Below are 21,605 nucleotides of genomic sequence, written 5' to 3' on the forward strand. Positions count from 1 at the left end.
GGTTTCTATACAACAATTTCAAGACCCATAATTAAAATGACAAATAAATTTTAAATAATTTCTTGATTTTTGTATGGTAAGGATTTATAATAATACCTATAAATTAAATAAAAGTCAATATAATTTTCAACAAATACCATAATAACAAAAACCTTTGATGAAACCTAATAGCTCAAAACTCTGCACCATAACAGCTCTGAGTTTAATACTAGGCACATTAGCCACCACTCCCGCTAACTCCCAGCCCATAACCCCGGCTAAGGACGGTACCAATACTACTGTTACTCCACAGGGCCAACAATTTCATATTAAAGGTGGGACTCGCAGTGGTACTAATGTATTTCACAGCTTTGATAAGTTTAATGTGCACTCTGGTCAAACTGCCAACTTTGTCACGACCCCGGATACTCGCAACGTTCTCGGACGAGTTAAGGGAGGCGCTTCTTATATTAATGGTCTTATTCAGGTTCTAGGTAGCAGCTCTAACCTCTTCTTAATGAACCCCGCAGGCATAATGTTTGGCCCAAACGCCAGCCTCAATGTACCTGCGTCATTCAGTGTTACTACTGCTACTGGTATTGGTTTTGACCAGAATAATTTCTGGTTCAAGGCTATGGGCACTAATGACTATTCAAATTTGCTCGGAAGCCCTAGTGGTTATAGGTTTGATGTTTCTAAACCTGGTTCTATTGTTAATGAAGGAAGTTTAACTTTAAATTCTGGAGAAAATTTAACTTTATTAGGGGGAACTGTTGTTAATACAGGGGAACTCTCTAGCCCTGGGGGTAATATTACTGTCACTGCTGTCGAAGGTGGTAGTACCCTGAAAATATCTCAACCAGGACATTTGTTAAGTTTAGAGGTACCCCTAGAGGATGGAGAAAATATTTCTAATATTGATCCTCTATCTTTACCAGAGTTATTAGCTGGTGGAGGAGATATCGTTGAGGCTACATCTGTTATTGTTAAAGAGAATGGTGATGTGGTTTTGACCGGTTCAAATACTATGGTGGCTGAGACTCCGGGAACGGCAACTATTTCGGGAAAGATAGATGTATCAACTACTGCTAGTTCTCTCCAAAATGAGGGGGGTGCTAGTTTTGGAGGCCAAGTTAATGTGTGGGGCGATCGCGTGGCTCTTATAGATACAAATATCAAGGCTGATGGCAAAAATGGGGGTGGAACTGTATTAATAGGAGGAGATTTTCAAGGGTTGGGTATAGTTCCTAATTCTCAGCATACTTTTGTTAATAATAATTCATTTATTTCTGCGGATGCTATCACAAATGGTGATGGAGGTCAAGTTAGAATTTGGTCGGATGGTATTACTAATTTTGCGGGAAATATTAGTGCTAAAGGCGGCACATCTTCGGGAAATGGAGGGTTGGTTAAAATTGGGGGAAAAGAACAATTAATCTTTGATGGAAAGGTGGATGTTACTGCGGCTTTAGGGACTGAAGGTACGATTTTATTGGACCCAGAAAGTGTGACGGTGGGAGAGGATAATTCGGAAGGTGAAAAAGAAATTGTAGATGATAATTCCGAGGTTTCTGAGACAGAAAATACTGATAATTATAATGGGGAAATTGTAGATGATAATTCGGAGGTTTCTGAGACAGAAAATACTGATAATTTCAAAGACAAAAAACCAGACACTCCTAAAGACAAAAAACCAGACACTCCTCTTGATCCTTTTGCTGCTGATGAGAATTCTGATGTGACTATTTCGGCGGATAATTTAGGGGAATTATCGGGGAATGTGATTATTGATGCTGATAATGATATTACCATAAATGAAAGGATAGAAACTGATTCTTCTGTGGAGTTAAAGGCTGGTCGAAGTATTAATATAAATGCGGATATTGATACTAAGAGTGGAAATGGGAATATTGATTTATTGGGTAATAATGATGAGATGAATTTGGCGAACCGTTCTGATGGGAAAGGTTCAATAAATCAATTGGATGGAACAATTTTAAATGCTGGAAGTGGTGGAATTAATATTAAGTTGGGAAGTTTAGGGGAGGTAGGTGATATAAATCTGGGAAATTTAAGGACGACAGGGAAGGTTTTGGTTGATGCGAATGGGGGAAATATTGTTAGAGTTTCTGAGAATTCTTTGATAAATGCGGGGAGTGTTTTGTTTAGAACTTCTGGGAATGGAGGTATAGGTTTTCTTGGTCAACCTTTGCGGTTAGATGTGCAGAATTTGGAGGCGGTTTCTGGTAGTGGTGGGGTGTTTTTTGATGTGGGAAATGTGAATATTGGTGGTGTGAGTGAGGATGTGGTTGGTATTGCTACTTTTGGAGGAGATGTTGATATTAAGAGTGCGGGAAATGTGACTTTAAATGAAACTATTTCTAGTAATGAGGTTGTGGAGAATAATTCTGAGGGGGGAACTACGGAAAATACGGAGGTTGTTGATGGAGGTGGTGGGATAAACATTGAAGCGGCGGGAGATATTGTGGCTACGGGTAGTGGTATTAAAGGTGGTGGGGAAGCTGTTTCTTTGTCTGGGACTAATATTAGGATAAATGATGAATTTGATGAGACTTCTGGGGATGCGGATGTTAAGTTGTCGGCCACAAATGATATTGTTGTTGAGGATATAGAGGATGATGTGTTGGAGTTTATGCCTGGGAGTGGGGAGATAGAATTTCGTGCGGATAAAGATGGGGATGGGTTTGGTCTTGTGAAGATGTTGGATAATAAGCCGGATGTTGGGAGTAACCCTGATATTTTTGAGAATGGGGCGGATACTATTAAGACTAATGGGCGAGGTTTGACTATTGCTGGTGCTGGTCTGGTTTTGGGGAATGTTGATACTTCTTGGTTGCCTATTTATTCTGGTGGTGGGGAGTTGTTGAAGGCGATCGATGTGGATAAGGGGGGGGCGATACCTCCGGAAGGTACAGAAGGTACTGCAACATTTACTTTTACTGTAGATGGTGACTTGGGAACTGTAGAAAATATAGATGTTCGCTTTTCTGCGGCACATACTTGGGATGAGGACTTAGACGTTAGTCTGGAATCACCCCAAGGGAAGGTAGTACAATTGTTTTCACGCGTTGGTGGTAGTGGAGAGAACTTTCAGGATACTGTGTTGGATGATGATGCTTCTAGAAGAATTATCAGTGGCAATGCTCCGTTTGATGGTACATATCGTCCCCAAGGAAGTTTAGCAGATTTTAATGGAGAAAATCCTAATGGAGCTTGGACTTTGAAGGTGACTGATACCTATCCCTGGGCAGATGATGGCACTTTATACAGAGCTGGTGAGACTGCTCCCTGGGGAACTGCCATAGGTACACAACTGTTGCTACGTAATCCTCTTGTTAAGAGTGGTGGAGGAATAGGAAGTGGAAATGGTGGAGCGATCAACCTAGAAGCAACTCATGGTGATATTAGTGTAGGAAATATTCGTAGTTTGAGCGAAACTGCTAATGGGGGAAGAATTGACCTGAATGCTAATAAGGATATTATTTCTGGTCTGATTAATTCTAGTTCTGTGCAAGGAAATGGAGGAGCCATTGATTTGGATGCTGGTGGCGATATCACTACACAATACCTCAATTCCTGGTCCTCTTCCTGGGAAAAAGGCAACTCAGGAAATGGAGGAGCCATTGATTTGGATGCTGGTGGCGATATCACTACACCATACCTCAATTCCGGGTCCTCTTCCAGCTCAGGTAACTCAGGAAATGGAGGAGCCATTGATTTGGATGCTGGTGGCGATATCACTACACAATACCTCAATTCCTGGTCCTCTTCCAGCTCAGGCAACTCAGGAAATGGAGGAGCCATTGATTTGGATGCTGGTGGCGATATCACTACACAATACCTCAATTCCGGGTCCTATTCCGGCTCAGGCAACTCAGGAAATGGAGGAGCCATTGATTTGGATGCTGGTGGCGATATCACTACACAAGACCTCGATTCCGGGTCCGATTCCTGGGAAGGCAAGTCAGGAAATGGAGGAGCCATTGATTTGGTAGCTGGTGGCGATATCACTACACAAAACCTCGATTCCAGGTCCGATTCCAGCTCAGGCAACTCAGGAAATGGAGGAGCCATTGATTTGGATGCTGGTGGCGATATCACTACACAATACCTCTATTCCGGGTCCTCTTCCTGGGAAAAAGGCAACTCAGGAAATGGAGGAGCCATTGATTTGGATGCTGGTGGCGATATCACTACACAATACCTCTATTCCGGGTCCATTTCCTGGTCAGGCAACTCAGGAAATGGAGGAGCCATTGATTTGGTAGCTGGTGGCGATATCACTACACAATACCTCTATTCCGGGTCCTATTCCTGGTCAGGCAACTCAGGAAATGGAGGAGACATAACACTGAATGCAAAGACAATAAAATTCAACTCTCCACAACACGCAAATGGAGAAAAAATAAAAATCCATACATTTTCAGTAGGAAAAAAAGAATCTGAGGAAGGAAAAGGTGGAGACGTTAACATTACCACCAACAACCTCAGCAACACAGATATATTAACACTATCCTCCCACTCTGAATCAGGAAAAGTAACAATAGAAAGTAAGACACAAGAACCACTTCAAATCAAAGACTCATCCATTATCACTAGTGAACAAGTAACAGTAGAAATCTTCGAGGAACAAATACAAATAGAAACAGGAAATACCCAATCAGGCGACGTCTTCATCAACAGTGACGGCGACCTCAACCTAAACAACGTCACCATAGAAAGCGACACCAAAAGTAACCAAGCCGCCGGAGACGTCAACATCTACAGCCGCGGCAACATCACACTCGAAAACACCGACATCATCAGCACCACCAACTCCCAAGGCAACGCCGGCCAAATCACCTTAGAAACCAACGAAAACATAGAACTCACCAACAACAGCAAAATCCTAGCCAACACAGAAGGAACCGGAAACGCAGGTCAAATAAACATAGAAGCCAACAACCTCATCCTAGACCAAAACACCAAACTCATCACAGAAACCGCAAGAGCTGGAAACCCCGGAAACATAAAAATCCAAGCCAACACCATAGACATAGGAGAAGGCGCTAAAGCCAGCACCACAGTCTTAACAGGTTCAACCAGCACCGGAGAAGGAGGCAACATCACCATCAACACAAACAAACTCAACGTCACAGGAAAACTGGGAATATTTGCCGAAACCGAAGCCAGCAAAAACGCCGGTACCCTTCGCATCTCACCCTACAAAAACAACCCCAACCTAGACATAACCTTCAAAAACGACGGCTTCATCTCCGCCTCCACCTCATCCACAGGCAACGGAGGCAACATATTCATCAAAGCCCCAGAAAACATCAACATAACAGGCCAAGGGTTCATTGCCACCAAAACATCAGGCACAGGTAACGCCGGAATTATCGACATCAAAACCAACAACCTGAGAATATCCAATGGAGTCAAAATCAATGCTTCCACAGAAGACCAAGGCAACGCCGGCGAAATCAAAATCAACACCACAGACTTCACCCTAGAAAAAGGAACAAGTCTAACAACAGAAACCAGCAGCGCCGGACTAGCCGGAAACATAGAAATAAACACCAAAAACCTCACAATAGGACAAAACGCCCAAATAAGTGCCACAGCACTAGAAGGAGCCAGCAACAAAGAAGCAGGCGGCAACATCACCATCAACGCCAATAACCTAGACATATCAGGAAAACTAGGAATATTCGCGGAAACCGCAGGAGAAAGCCCCGCAGGCACCCTCACCCTGAACCCATATAAAAACAACCCCAACCTAAATATAGAATTCAAACAACAAGGCTTCATTTCTGCTCGCACCAGCTCCAGTGGCAACGGAGGCAACATAAATATTCAAGCACCAGAAAAAATCAACATTACAGGAGACGGAAAAATATCAGCCGAAACCACAGGGAGTGGAAATGCAGGCACCATCAATATCCAAACAGAAAACCTCAACCTATCAGAGCAAGTAGCCATAAGTGCCGAAACCAACAGTCAAGGTCAAGCCGGAAACATTGAAATTAACTCCCAAACAGTTACCATAGGAAAAGGCACAGAAATAAGTGCAACAGCCGGAAAAAAAGCAACAAGCACCGGAGATGGAGGCAACATCACCATCAACACCAACGACCTAGAAATCTCAGGAAAACTAGGAATATTCGCCGAAACCAAAGGAGCATCAAACGCCGGAACCTTAACCATCACCCCTTACCAAACCAACCCAGACCTCAATAGCAAAACCGACCCAAACATCAATATTACCTTCACCGACCAAGGCTTCATTTCTGCTAGCACCAAATCTCTGGGAAAGGGAGGCGACATCAATATATTGGCACCAGAAAACATAAATATTACAGGAGATGGTCGGATAACAGTTGAAAGCGAAGGTAGTGGAGATGCAGGCATTATTAACATTGAAACAGAAAACCTGACAATAGCCGAAAACACAAAAATATCAGCATCCACATCCGACAGCGGAAACGGAGGCGAAATCAAAATTAACTCTAGCGAAACATTCCAACTACAAGGCCGAATATTAACAGAAACCACAGGAACAGGAGATGGAGGCATTATCAATATTGAAGCAGGAGAAATAACTGCGCCTAACAGCAAGATATCAGCTAAAACTACCGACGCCGGCAACGCAGGTACAATAGATATTACTGCCCAAGGAGATATTACCACAGGAGTTGTTACCTCCGCCGCCAAAAATAAAAGAGAAACTGCTGACGGAGGTAGCATTAGTATTACCAGTGAACAAGGAAAAATTAACGCCACCCGAGCAATTCAATCATTTTCAGAAGGAGGCAACGCCGGAAATGTTACCCTCAAAGCCCAAACAGACATAACCGCCAATACCATAAGTTCTCACGGAAAGCAAGAGGGTGGTCAAATAACCATCAGATCAGAAACCGGAAATATTGACACCAGTAGTGGTAAATTCTTAGCCAACTATTCAGGAGGCGGTGACGCGGGAGACATTACAATGGAAGCACCCCAAGGAAATATTACCACAAATAATATCTATTCCTACGCCGACGGAGACGGAGGTCAAATAAACATTAAAGCCGGAAACAATATTAATATAGAAGCAAACAGTAATATTATTTCTGCATCAGAGCCACCAAGTGAGGGAAACAGTGACAAACAAGGAAAAGGAGGAGATATTACTCTAGAAGCAGGCAACAATATTAATACTACAGCAGCTAATATATATTCTGGTGCCAACGAGGGCGACACAGGACAAATTGATATTACTGCAGATAACGCAATAGAAACAGGTAAAATAGACTTAGCATCAGGTTTTGTCAGACAAGAAACAAAAGTAAACCAAAACCTGGTCCTCATCCCTAAACCAGGAGAACCAGCCACCAAAGGAAAAGCTGGAGACATCAGACTCCGCAGCAGAAACAGTACAATAGACACCACCGGTGGCACAATAAATTCTCGTTCCCCAGACGGCACCGGAGATATTATTATCAATGCCAAAGGAAATATTAGCACAGGGAAATTAGAAGCCAGCGCCCTTAACCCAGACAACCCTACCACAGGTGGAGACGTTAATATTACCAGCGAGCAAGGAGAAATTAATGCAACTCAAAACATAGAAACCTTCTCAGAAAAAGGTACAGCAGGAGATGTAAATATTACTGCAGCGGGTCATATCAATACAAACACCATTCGTTCAGATGGAATGGAACAGGGAGGAGATATTAATATTAGGAGCGATAGTGAAAGTAGCATAGATGCAGCAGGAGCATTACAAACATATTCAGATGCAGGAACAGCAGGAAACGTCAACCTCACATCCCCAGGGAATGTTAATATTAGCGGCATTCGTTCAGAAGGAATGGAGCAGGGAGGTGATATTACACTGAAGAGTCAAGGAGGAGAAATTAACTCTACAGGCGATATAGACTCCTATTCAAAACAAGGAAAAGGAGGATACGTCAAAGTAGATGCCCCAGAAAGAGTAAATTTAGCAAATGTATCATCCTACGGCATGACAGAAAGTGGTGACTTAATTACTCAGAGCCAACAAGCAGAAGTTAATACAGGAAATGTCACAACACAAGCTTCAGAGGGAAAGAGTGGACGTATAGTCATCAACGGAACAGAAGTAGGTACGGGAAATTTAAGTTCTATCGCAGGAACAAGCGCCGGGGAAATTAATGTAGAAGCAACAGATGGTTCTATTGCCACCTATGATATAGAAATGACATCAGGTGGTACACTAGGAGCTTTAACACTGAGAGCACCAGAAAATATTAACACAGGAGACATTCGTCAAAAAGCAGGAGAGGGAGATGCGAATGCAAATATATTTTCAGGAGGAAACCAAACCACAGGAAATATTAGTCAAGAAGCAGGCAATAATACTAACCTAAATCAAAATGCAGGAGAGAATATAAATGCAGGGAATATCGAACAAAATGCTGGTAATAATACTAACCTAAATCAAACTGCAGGAGAGAATATAAATGCAGGGAATATCGAACAAAATGCTGGTAATAATACTAACCTAAATCAAACTGCAGGAGAGAATATAAATGTAGGGAATATCGAACAAAATGCGGGTAATAATACTAACCTAAATCAAACTGCAGGAGAGAATATAAATACAGGGGATATCGAACAAAATGCGGGTAATAATACTAACCTAAATCAAACTGCAGGAGAGAATATAAATACAGGGGATATCGAACAAAATGCGGGTAATAATACTAACCTAAATCAAACTGCAGGAGAGAATATAAATACAGGGGATATCGAACAAAATGCTAGTAATAATACTAGTATTTATCAAATTGCAGAAGGAGAGATTAATACACCAGTCATTAATCAAACTTTCGGTAATGAGACTACGCTCAATCAAATATCAGTAAGAGATGTTAATACACCAGTAATTTCTAATAACAATATACCTAATAATCAAGGACTTAATCAAGAAAATTTCTCTAATAATAACAATAACAATATTGAGAATAATTCCACTACAAATTCCTCAAACAATAAAAACATTTCATCAACCCTTACCCAGTCTCAAAGGTCTGAATTAATTTCAACTTCTACCCCCAGCAACAATAACCAAACAACTAATACAAATACAGCCCAAGAACAAACAGAATCATCTATTAATAGTACAACGGATACCCAAAAAATCTTAAACATAATTGATACCGTCAATACCAATTCCTTGACAGTTGCGACTGGTTCAGACCAAGTAATAACAATGTTAGAACAAAACCTTACTAACGAATATTCTAATTACTTTGGAACAGATTTTAAGGAACAATTTATTAACCAAAAAACACCCCGAGAAATCTTAACCGATATGGCTGCTAAAACAGGAAAAGAATCTGCAGTTGTTTATATTAATGCTTATCCAGAGGAATTACAAATAATTTTATATACCAAAGATGGTCAACCTATTCTTAAAACTATCCCGGAAGCTAACCGTAAAAAATTAGAGAAAGTAGTTATAAATTTCCTCAAATTAACGACAAGTCCTGCCTATCGTGATTTTAATAGTTATCTATCACCAGCAAAACAATTATATGATTGGTTCATTGCACCTATATCAGCAGAATTAGAAGCAGCAAATATCGATACCTTATTGTTCAGTATGGGTGAAGGTTTACGTATTTTACCAGTGGCAGCATTACATGATGGAAAGCAATTTTTAATTGAGAAATATAGCCTAAGTTTAATTCCGAGTATCAGCTTAATGGATACAAATTATCGCCCACTTCAAGGTACTCAAGTATTAGCTATGGGAGCTAGTAAATTTATCAATGAAAAACCTTTACCAGCAGTACCTGTGGAGATAGAAACAATTTCTGAACAGTTATGGGAAGGTAGTAAATTTTTAAACGAAGAATTTACCAAGAATAATTTGTTAACTCAAAGAAAAAATTATCCCTATCCTATTATTCACTTAGCTACCCATGCAACATTTAATAGAGGAAAACCTAGTAATTCTTACATTCAGCTATGGGGTAATGAACAAATAAAGTTAGACCAAGTGCGGGAGTTGGGTTGGAGTACCCCATCGGTTGACTTGTTGGTATTGTCTGCTTGTCGCACTGCTGTAGGAAATAGAGAAGCGGAATTAGGGTTTGCAGGGTTAGCAGTAGCAGCGGGAGTGAAGTCAGCCTTAACGAGCCTTTGGACTGTAAGTGATGAAGGGACATTGGCATTAATGACAGAGTTTTATACTCATTTGAATGATGCTAAGATCAAGTCAGAGGCATTAAGACAGGCGCAGTTAGCAATGCTGCAAGGGCAGGTGCTTATTACAGGTGGGGAGTTGAGGGGAAGCAGCACTCGTGGTGGGGTGGAGCTACCTTCGGCGTTCGCAAATGTAAACAATCAAAATTTATCTCATCCTTATTACTGGGCAGGGTTTACTATAGTTGGTAGTCCTTGGTAATAAAAATGACCAACTAACATTCAACATCTTCAAATGTAGTCAACTTATTCGTAATTTTTGGGTTCAGATCATGTGGATGTGTAATTAATTTTGTACGACGGCTTCTTTAGCAAACCCTAAATATTAATTGATAGAGGGAGGGATTTTTTGATCACATTTGTTATGTGTTGTCAATTATCGACAAAATCTCAAAATATTTGTGTCAACGACAATATATCATTTAAACGTTGAAGCGTCAATAGTAGGAATAGCACTGATAATATTGACACTCTCAGTAGCGGTAGTAGTTTCACGGGTTTTGTTGAAATAACAGATACCAACAACTATTATCGCTTTTATCTAAGTGGGGAAAGGGAGTTTGAGCTTACTCTCAAGGACTTAAGCGGTTATGCATACGTATAATTACTCAGCAGCACTGGTGCTACTATCATTAGTTCTACCAAGACTGGTAGAAGTTCTGAGAGCATCAGTAAAACTTTTAATTCGGTTACATATCATAACCTTGGATGAAAAAGATACTAAATGGTTTCTATACAACAATTTCAAGACCCATAATTAAAATGACAAATAAATTTTAAATAATTTCTTGATTTTTGTATGGTAAGGATTTATAATAATACCTATAAATTAAATAAAAGTCAATATAATTTTCAACAAATACCATAATAACAAAAACCTTTGATGAAACCTAATAGCTCAAAACTCTGCACCATAACAGCTCTGAGTTTAATACTAGGCACATTAGCCACCACTCCCGCTAACTCCCAGCCCATAACCCCGGCTAAGGACGGTACCAATACTACTGTTACTCCACAGGGCCAACAATTTCATATTAAAGGTGGGACTCGCAGTGGTACTAATGTATTTCACAGCTTTGATAAGTTTAATGTGCACTCTGGTCAAACTGCCAACTTTGTCACGACCCCGGATACTCGCAACGTTCTCGGACGAGTTAAGGGAGGCGCTTCTTATATTAATGGTCTTATTCAGGTTCTAGGTAGCAGCTCTAACCTCTTCTTAATGAACCCCGCAGGCATAATGTTTGGCCCAAACGCCAGCCTCAATGTACCTGCGTCATTCAGTGTTACTACTGCTACTGGTATTGGTTTTGACCAGAATAATTTCTGGTTCAAGGCTATGGGCACTAATGACTATTCAAATTTGGTCGGAAACCCTAGTGGTTATAGGTTTGATGTTTCTAAGCCTGGTTCTATTGTTAATGAAGGGAATTTAACTTTAAAACCCCAAGGAAATTTAACTTTGTCGGGTGGAACTGTTGTTAATACAGGGGAACTCTCTAGCCCTGGGGGTAATATTACTGTCACTGCTGTCGAAGGTGGTAGTACCCTGAAAATATCTCAACCAGGACATTTGTTAAGTTTAGAAGTACCCCTAGAGGATGGAGAAAATATTTCTAATATTGATCCTCTATCTTTACCAGAGTTATTAGCTGGTGGAGGAGATATCGTTGAGGCTACATCTGTCGTTGTTAAAGAGAATGGTGATGTGGTTTTGAATGGTTCAAATACTATGGTGGCTGAGACTCCGGGAACGGCAACTATTTCGGGAAAGATAGATGTATCAACTACTGCTACTTCTCTTAAGGAGAAGGGGCGTGTTCCTAGTCAGAGAAAGAAGGAGGGTGCTGCTAGTCCAGGAAAGATAGATGTTCCTCCTTCCCTCAAGGAGAAGAGAGATGTTGCTAAGGCCGGTAAAGTTAATGTGTGGGGCGATCGCGTGGCTCTTATAGATACAAATATCAAGGCTGATGGCAAAAATGGGGGTGGAACTGTATTAATAGGAGGAGATTTTCAAGGGTTGGGTATAGTTCCTAATTCTCAGCATACTTTTGTTAATAATAATTCATTTATTTCTGCGGATGCTATCACAAATGGTGATGGAGGTCAAGTTAGAATTTGGTCGGATGGTATTACTAATTTTGCGGGAAATATTAGTGCTAAAGGCGGCACATCTTCGGGAAATGGAGGGTTGGTTAAAATTGGGGGAAAAGAACAATTAATCTTTGATGGAAAGGTGGATGTTACTGCGGCTTTAGGAACTAAAGGTAGGATTTTATTAGACCCAGAAAGTGTGACGGTGGGAGAGGATAATTCGGAAGGTGAAAAGGAAATTGTCGAGGATAATTCGGAGGTTTCTGAGACAGAAAATACTGATAATTATGATGGGGAAATTATTGAGGATAATTCCGAGGTTTCTGAGACAGAAAATACTGATAATTATAATGGGGAAATTGTCGAGGATAATTCCGAGGTTTCTGAGACCGAAAATACTGATAATTCCACAACAAAAAATACTGATAATTTAGAAGATAAAGAAACAGAAAATCCTCTTGATCCTTTTGCTGCTGATGAGAATTCTGATGTGACTATTTCGGCGGATAATTTAGGGGAATTATCGGGGAATGTGATTATTGATGCTGATAATGATATTACCATAAATGAAAGGATAGAAACTGATTCTTCTGTGGAGTTAAAGGCTGGTCGAAGTATTAATATAAATGCGGATATTGATACTAAGAGTGGAAATGGGAATATTGATTTATTGGGTAATAATGATGAGATGAATTTGGCGAACCGTTCTGATGGGAAAGGTTCAATAAATCAATTGGATGGAACAATTTTAAATGCTGGAAGTGGTGGAATTAATATTAAGTTGGGAAGTTTAGGGGAGGTAGGTGATATAAATCTGGGAAATTTAAGGACGACAGGGAAGGTTTTGGTTGATGCGAATGGGGGAAATATTGTTAGAGTTTCTGAGAATTCTTTGATAAATGCGGGGAGTGTTTTGTTTAGAACTTCTGGGAATGGAGGTATAGGTTTTCTTGGTCAACCTTTGCGGTTAGATGTGCAGAATTTGGAGGCGGTTTCTGGTAGTGGTGGGGTGTTTTTTGATGTGGGAAATGTGAATATTGGTGGTGTGAGTGAGGATGTGGTTGGTATTGCTACTTTTGGAGGAGATGTTGATATTAAGAGTGCGGGAAATGTGACTTTAAATGAAACTATTTCTAGTAATGAGGTTGTGGAGAATAATTCTGAGGGGGGAACTACGGAAAATACGGAGGTTGTTGATGGAGGTGGTGGGATAAACATTGAAGCGGCGGGAGATATTGTGGCTACGGGTAGTGGTATTAAAGGTGGTGGGGAAGCTGTTTCTTTGTCTGGGACTAATATTAGGATAAATGATGAATTTGATGAGACTTCTGGGGATGCGGATGTTAAGTTGTCGGCCACAAATGATATTGTTGTTGAGGATATAGAGGATGATGTGTTGGAGTTTATGCCTGGGAGTGGGGAGATAGAATTTCGTGCGGATAAAGATGGGGATGGGTTTGGTCTTGTGAAGATGTTGGATAATAAGCCGGATGTTGGGAGTAACCCTGATATTTTTGAGAATGGGGCGGATACTATTAAGACTAATGGGCGAGGTTTGACTATTGCTGGTGCTGGTCTGGTTTTGGGGAATGTTGATACTTCTTGGTTGCCTATTTATTCTGGTGGTGGGGAGTTGTTGAAGGCGATCGATGTGGATGAGGGGGGGCCAATACCTCCGGAAGGTACAGAAGGTACTACAACATTTACTTTTACTGTAGATGGTGACTTGGGAACTGTAGAAAATATAGACGTTCGCTTTTCTGCGGCATATACTCACACTGGGGACTTAGACGTTAGTCTGGAATCACCCCAAGGGAAGGTAGTACAATTGTTTGCAGGTGTTGGTCGTTGGGGAGATAACTTTCAGGATACTGTGTTAGATGATAATGCTTCTAGAAGTATTGGCATAAGCAATGCTCCGTTTGATGGTAGATATAGTCCCCAAGGAAGTTTAGTAGATTTTAATGGAGAAAATCCTAAGGGAATTTGGACTTTGAAGGTAAAGGATACCAATATATTTTCAAATTTGGCTGATGGTAATTTATACAGAGCTGGTGAGACTGCTCCCTGGGGAACTGCCATAGGTACACAACTGTTGCTGCATAACCCTCTTGTTAAGATTGCTGGAGGAATAGAAAGTGGAAAAGGTGGAGCGATCAACCTAGAAGCAACTCATGGTGATATTAGTGTGGGAAATATTCGTAGTTTGAGCGAAGCTGCTAATGGGGGAAGAATTGACCTGAATGCTAATAAGGATATTATTACTGGTCTGATTAATTCTAGTTCTGCTTCTGTGCAAGGAAATGGAGGAGCAATTGATTTGGATGCTGGTGGCAATATCACTACACAATCCCTCAATTCTAGGTCCTATTCCTGGGAAGGCAACTCAGGAAATGGAGGAACCATTGATTTGGATGCTGGAGGCAATATCACTACACAATCTCTCTATTCCAGCTCCTATTCCGGGTCTGGCAACTCAGGAGATGGAGGAGCAATTGATTTGGATGCTGGTGGTGATATCACTACTACACAAGACCTTGATTCCAGCTCCTATTCCTGGGAAAGCAACTTAGGAAATGGAGGAGCAATTGATTTGGATGCTGGTGGCAATATCACTACACAAGTCCTTGATTCCAGATCCTTTTCCTGGGAAGGCAACTCAGGAAATGGAGGAGCAATTGATTTGGATGCTGGTGGCAATATCACTACACAAATCCTTGATTCCTGTTCCTATTCCGGGTCTTACGACTCAGGAAATGGAGGAGCAATTGATTTGGTAGCTGGCGGCGATATCACTACACAAAACCTCTATTCCGATTCCTTTTCCAGGTCTGGCAACTCAGGAAATGGAGGAGCAATTGATTTAGTAGCTGGTGGCGATATCACTATACAAGACCTCTATTCCTTCTCCTATTCAGGATCTGGCAACTCAGGAAATGGAGGAGACATAACACTGAATGCAAAACAAATTAACCCTCCAGAAGACGGAAATGCAGAAAAACTAACAATCTATACATTTTCAGCAGGAAAAAAAGAATCTGAGGAAGGAAAAGGTGGAGACGTTAACATTACCACCAACAATCTCAGCAACACAGACATATTAACACTATCCTCCCACTCTGGATCAGGGAAAGTAACAATAGAAAGTCAGACACAAGAACCACTTCAAATAAAAGACTCATCCATTATTACTAGTGAAAAAATAACAATAACAATGCCTTGGGGTGAAGAAATACAAGTTGAAACAGGAGATACCCAATCAGGGGACGTCTCCATTAACAGTTCCGGCGACCTCAACCTCAGCAACGTCACCATAGAAAGCGACACCGAAAGTAACCAAGCCGCCGGAGACGTCAACATCTACAGCCGCGGCAACATCACACTCGAAAACACCGACATCATCAGCACCACCAACTCCCAAGGCAACGCCGGCCAAATCACCTTAGAAAGCAACCAAAACATAGAACTCACCAACAACAGCAAAATCCTAGCCAACACAGAAGGAACCGGAAACGCAGGTCAAATAAACATAGAAGCCAACAAACTCATCCTAGACCAAAACACCAAACTAATCACAGAAACCGCAAGAGCTGGAAACCCCGGAAACATAAACATCCAAGCCAACACCATAGACATAGGAGAAGGCGCTAAAGCCAGCACCACAGTCTTAACAGGTTCAACCAGCACCGGAGAAGGAGGCAACATCACCATCAACACAAACGAACTCAACGTCACAGGAAAACTCGGAATATTTGCCGAAACCGAAGCGAGCAAAAACGCCGGTATCCTTCGCATCTCACCCTACAAAAACAACCCCGACCTAGACATCACCTTCAAAAACGAGGGCTTCATCTCCGCCTCCACCTCATCCACAGGCAACGGAGGCAACATATTCATCAAAGCCCCAGAAAACATCAACATAACAGGCCAAGGGTTCATTGCCACCAAAACATCAGGCACAGGTAACGCCGGAATTATCGACATCAAAACCAACAACCTGAGAATATCCAATGGAGTCAAAATCAATGCTTCCACAGAAGACCAAGGCAACGCCGGCGAAATCAAAATCAACACCACAGACTTCACCCTAGAAAAAGGAACAAGTCTAACAACAGAAACCAGCAGCGCCGGACTAGCCGGAAACATAGAAATAAACACCAAAAACCTCACAATAGGACAAAACGCCCAAATAAGTGCCACAGCACTAGAAGGAGCCAGCAACAAAGAAGCAGGAGGCAACATCACCATCAACGCCAATAACCTAGACATATCAGGAAAACTAGGAATATTCGCGGAAACCGCAGGAGAAAGCCCTGCAGGCACCCTCACCCTGAACCCATATAAAAACAACCCCAACCTAAATATAGAATTCAAAGAAAAAGGCTTCATTTCTGCTCGCACCACCTCCAGTGGCAACGGAGGCAACATAAATATTCAAGCACCAGAAAAAATCAACATTACAGGAGACGGAAAAATATCAGCCGAAACCACAGGGAGTGGAAATGCAGGCACCATCAATATCCAAACAGAAAACCTCAACCTATCAGAGCAAGTAGCCATAAGTGCCGAAACCAACAGTCAAGGTCAAGCCGGAAACATTGAAATTAACTCCCAAACAGTTACCATAGGAAAAGGCACAGAAATAAGTGCAACAGCCGGAAAAAAAGCAACAAGCACCGGAGATGGAGGCAACATCACCATCAACACCAACGACCTAGAAATCTCAGGAAAACTAGGAATATTCGCCGAAACCAAAGGAGCATCAAACGCCGGAACCTTAACCATCACCCCTTACCAAACCAACCCAGACCTCAATAGCAAAACCGACCCAAACATCAATATTACCTTCACCGACCAAGGCTTCATTTCTGCTAGCACCAAATCTCTGGGAAAGGGAGGCGACATCAATATATTGGCACCAGAAAACATAAATATTACAGGAGATGGTCGGATAACAGTTGAAAGCGAAGGTAGTGGAGATGCAGGCATTATTAACATTGAAACAGAAAACCTGACAATAGCCGAAAACACAAAAATATCAGCATCCACATCCGACAGCGGAAACGGAGGCGAAATCAAAATTAACTCTAGCGAAACATTCCAACTACAAGGCCGAATATTAACAGAAACCACAGGAACAGGAGATGGAGGCATTATCAATATTGAAGCAGGAGAAATAACTGCGCCTAACAGCAAGATATCAGCTAAAACTACCGACGCCGGCAACGCAGGTACAATAGATATTACTGCCCAAGGAGATATTACCACAGGAGTTGTTACCTCCGCCGCCAAAAATGACATAGAAACCGCTGACGGAGGTAGCATTAGTATTACCAGTGAACAAGGAAAAATTAACGCCACCCGAGCAATTCAATCATTTTCAGAAGGAGGGAACGCCGGAAATGTTACCCTCAAAGCCCAAACAGACATAACCGCCAATACCATAAGTTCTCACGGAAAGCAAGAGGGTGGTCAAATAACCATCAGATCAGAAACCGGAAATATTGACACCAGTAGTGGTAAATTCTTAGCCAACTATTCAGGAGGCGGTGACGCGGGAGACATTACAATGGAAGCACCCCAAGGAAATATTACCACAAATAATATCTATTCCTACGCCGACGGAGACGGAGGTCAAATAAACATTAAAGCCGGAAACAATATTAATATAGAAGGAAAAAGTAATATTATTTCCGCATCCAAGTCACCAAGTGATGGTAGCAGTGATATGCCAGGAAAAGGAGGAGATATTACTCTAGAAGCAGGCAATAATATTAATACCAGAACAGCAAAAATATATTCCGGTGCGAACGAGGGCGATACAGGAAAAATTGATATTACTGCAGATAATGCAATAGAAACAGGTAAAATAGACTTAGTATCAGGTTTTGTCAAAGAAAAAGAAAAAGTCAACGAAAACTTTACTATTATTCCCAAAGGAGAAGGAGAAGCAACTCAAGGAAAAGCTGGAGACATCAGACTCCGCAGCAGAAACAGTACAATAGATACCACAGGCGGCACAATAAATTCTCGTTCCCCAGACGGCACCGGAAATATTATTATCAATGCCAAAGGAAATATTAGCACAGGGAAATTAGAAGCCAGCGCCCTTAACCCAGACAAGCCTACCACAGGTGGAGACGTTAATATTACCAGCGAGCAAGGAGAAATTAATGCAACTCAAAACATAGAAACCTTCTCAGAACAAGGTATAGCAGGAGATGTAAATATTACTGCCTTTGGTCAGATCCAGACAAATAACATTAGTTCCCAGGGAATGAAACGGGGAGGTGATATTAATATCAGGAGTGATAGTGAAAGTAGTATAGATGCAGCAGGAGTATTACAAACATATTCAGATGCAGGAACAGCAGGAAATGTCAACCTCACATCCCCAGGGGATGTTAATATTAGCGGCATTCGTTCAGAAGGAATGGAGCAGGGAGGTGATATTAATATTAGGAGTGAACGGGGAGAAATTAACTCCACAGGTGATATAGACTCCTATTCAAAACAAGGAAAAGGAGGATACGTCAAGGTAGATGCCCTAGAAAGAGTAAATTTAGCAAATGTATCATCCTACGGCATGACAGAAAGTGGTGACTTAATTATTCAGAGCCAACAAGCAAAAGTTAACACAGGCAATGTCACAACACAAGCTTTAGAGGGAAAGAGTGGACGTATAGTCATCAACGGAACAGAAGTAGGTACAGGAAACTTAAGTTCTATCGGCACAACAAGCGCCGGAGAAATTAAAGTCACAGCCACAGATGGTTCCATAAAAACCTATAATGTAGAAATAAGATCAGATGGCACAATAGGAGTTTTAAGCCTGAAAGCAACAGAAGATATTAACACAGGAGACCAAACAGCTATTGCTGGAGAGGGTGATGTTTTTATTGATAACGATGCTGGAGATGACCTGACCACAGGAGACCAAACGGCCATTACTGGAGAGGGTGATGCTTTTATTGATAACGATGCCGGAGATGACCTGACCACAGGAGACCAAACAGCTATTACTGGAGGGGGTGATGTTTTTATTGATAACGATGCCGGAGATGACCTGACCACAGGAGACCAAACAGCTATTACTGGAGGGGGTGATGCTTTTATTGATAACCATGCCGGAGATGAACTGACCACAGGAGACCAAACAGCTATTACTGGAGGGGGTGATGCTTTTATTGATAACGATGCCGGAGATGACCTAACCACAGGAGAGAAAACAGTTATTACTGGAAATGTTACTGCTACTGTAACTAATTTTATTCAAAATGATGGAGTGGATCAAAATCTAGATACTACTGTAACTAATTTTATTCAAAATGATGGAGTGAATCAAAATCTAGATACTACCTCAGTAATTTCTAATAACAATATACCTAATAATCAAGTACTTAATCAAGAAAATTTCTCTAATAATAACAATAACAATATTGAGAATAATTCCACTACAAATTCCTCAAACAATAAAAACATTTTATCAAATCTTACCCAGTCTCAAAGATCTGAATTAATTTCAAATTCTACCCTCAGCAACAATAACCAAACAACTAATACAAATACAGCCCAAGAACAAACAGAATCATCTATTAATAGTACAACGGATACCCAAAAAATCTTAAACATAATTGATACCGTCAATACCAATTCCTTGACAGTTGCGACTGGTTCAGACCAAGTAATAACAATGTTAGAACAAAACCTTACTAACGAATATTCTAATTACTTTGGAACAGATTTTAAGGAACAATTTATTAACCAAAAAACACCCCGAGAAATCTTAACCGATATGGCTGCTAAAACAGGAAAAGAATCTGCAGTTGTTTATATTAATGCTTATCCAGAGGAATTACAAATAATTTTATATACCAAAGATGGTCAACCTATTCTTAAAACTATCCCGGAAGCTAACCGTAAAAAATTAGAGAAAGTAGTTATAAATTTCCTCAAATTAACGACAAGTCCTGCCTATCGTGATTTTAATAGTTATCTATCACCAGCAAAACAATTATATGATTGGTTCATTGCACCTATATCAGCAGAATTAGAAGCAGCAAATATCGATACCTTATTGTTCAGTATGGGTGAAGGTTTACGTATTTTACCAGTGGCAGCATTACATGATGGAAAGCAATTTTTAATTGAGAAATATAGCCTAAGTTTAATTCCGAGTATCAGCTTAATGGATACAAATTATCGCCCACTTCAAGGTACTCAAGTATTAGCTATGGGAGCTAGTAAATTTATCAATGAAAAACCTTTACCAGCAGTACCTGTGGAGATAGAAACAATTTCTGAACAGTTATGGGAAGGTAGTAAATTTTTAAACGAAGAATTTACCAAGAATAATTTGTTAACTCAAAGAAAAAATTATCCCTATCCTATTATTCACTTAGCTACCCATGCAACATTTAATAGAGGAAAACCTAGTAATTCTTACATTCAGCTATGGGGTAATGAACAAATAAAGTTAGACCAAGTGCGGGAGTTGGGTTGGAGTACCCCATCGGTTGACTTGTTGGTATTGTCTGCTTGTCGCACTGCTGTAGGAAATAGAGAAGCGGAATTAGGGTTTGCAGGGTTAGCAGTAGCAGCAGGAGTGAAGTCAGCCTTAACGAGCCTTTGGACTGTAAGTGATGAAGGTACATTGGCATTAATGACAGAGTTTTATACTCATTTGAATAATGTCAGTATTAAAGCAGAAGCGTTAAGACAGGCGCAGTTAGCAATGTTGCAAGGGCAGGTGCTTATTACAGGTGGGGAGTTGAGGGGAAGCAGCACTCGTGGTGGGGTGGAGCTACCTTCGGCGTTCGCAAATGTAAACAATCAAAATTTATCTCATCCTTATTATTGGGCAGGGTTTACTATGGTTGGTAGTCCTTGGTAATAAAAATGGCCAACTAATATTCAACATCACCAACAATGTCGACCCCGACGAGGATGGCAATAAGGCCTTTACTATTGATGGCGATCGCCTCCTAGTTAACGACAGTGACGACCTAAATTATGAAACTAACCCCATTCTCAATATTACCATTGAAGCTAGTGATAGGGAATTGACTGATGCAGCTTTATGTCTGGACTAGCAATTCTGAGGGTGTGGAAATCTGGGGATGCTCTGTTACCTCTGGAACAGGAATTTAATATTGACCTGAATGGAGACGATATAATTTTCTAGTACTCATTCCTATGCACATAGGTTAGGCGATTAAAAAATTATAATGCACAAAAGGGGGTAATATCATCTCCAGATAATCAGTGATCAAAAAGTATATGGTTTGTAGTAGGGC

The 21,605-nt window shown here is 40.9% G+C and carries 3 protein-coding genes; all 3 read left to right on the forward strand.

Going from position 1 to position 21,605, the window contains the following annotated elements; all coding sequences use genetic code 11:
* The first annotated feature begins 157 nt into the window (after positions 1 to 157).
* The gene (locus TERY_RS02690; protein WP_011610411.1) at positions 158 to 10,417 is read left to right on the forward strand and encodes a CHAT domain-containing protein; all 10,260 of its coding nucleotides are present in this window, start codon (positions 158 to 160) and stop codon (positions 10,415 to 10,417) included.
* A 681-nt stretch (positions 10,418 to 11,098) separates the two neighbouring features.
* Positions 11,099 to 21,202: a CHAT domain-containing protein gene (locus TERY_RS02695; protein ID WP_044136324.1), complete on the forward strand. Its 10,104-nt coding sequence runs from the start codon at positions 11,099 to 11,101 to the stop codon at positions 21,200 to 21,202.
* Entirely contained in the window at positions 21,186 to 21,401 is a 216-nt protein-coding gene (locus TERY_RS02700; protein ID WP_044136325.1) for a hypothetical protein, read from the forward strand. Before TERY_RS02695 ends, TERY_RS02700 begins: the two co-directional genes overlap by 17 nt.
* Positions 21,402 to 21,605 lie beyond the last annotated feature (204 nt).

The sequence above is a fragment of the Trichodesmium erythraeum IMS101 genome, from assembly GCF_000014265.1.
In the GTDB taxonomy this organism is placed as follows: Bacteria; Cyanobacteriota; Cyanobacteriia; order Cyanobacteriales; family Microcoleaceae; genus Trichodesmium; species Trichodesmium erythraeum.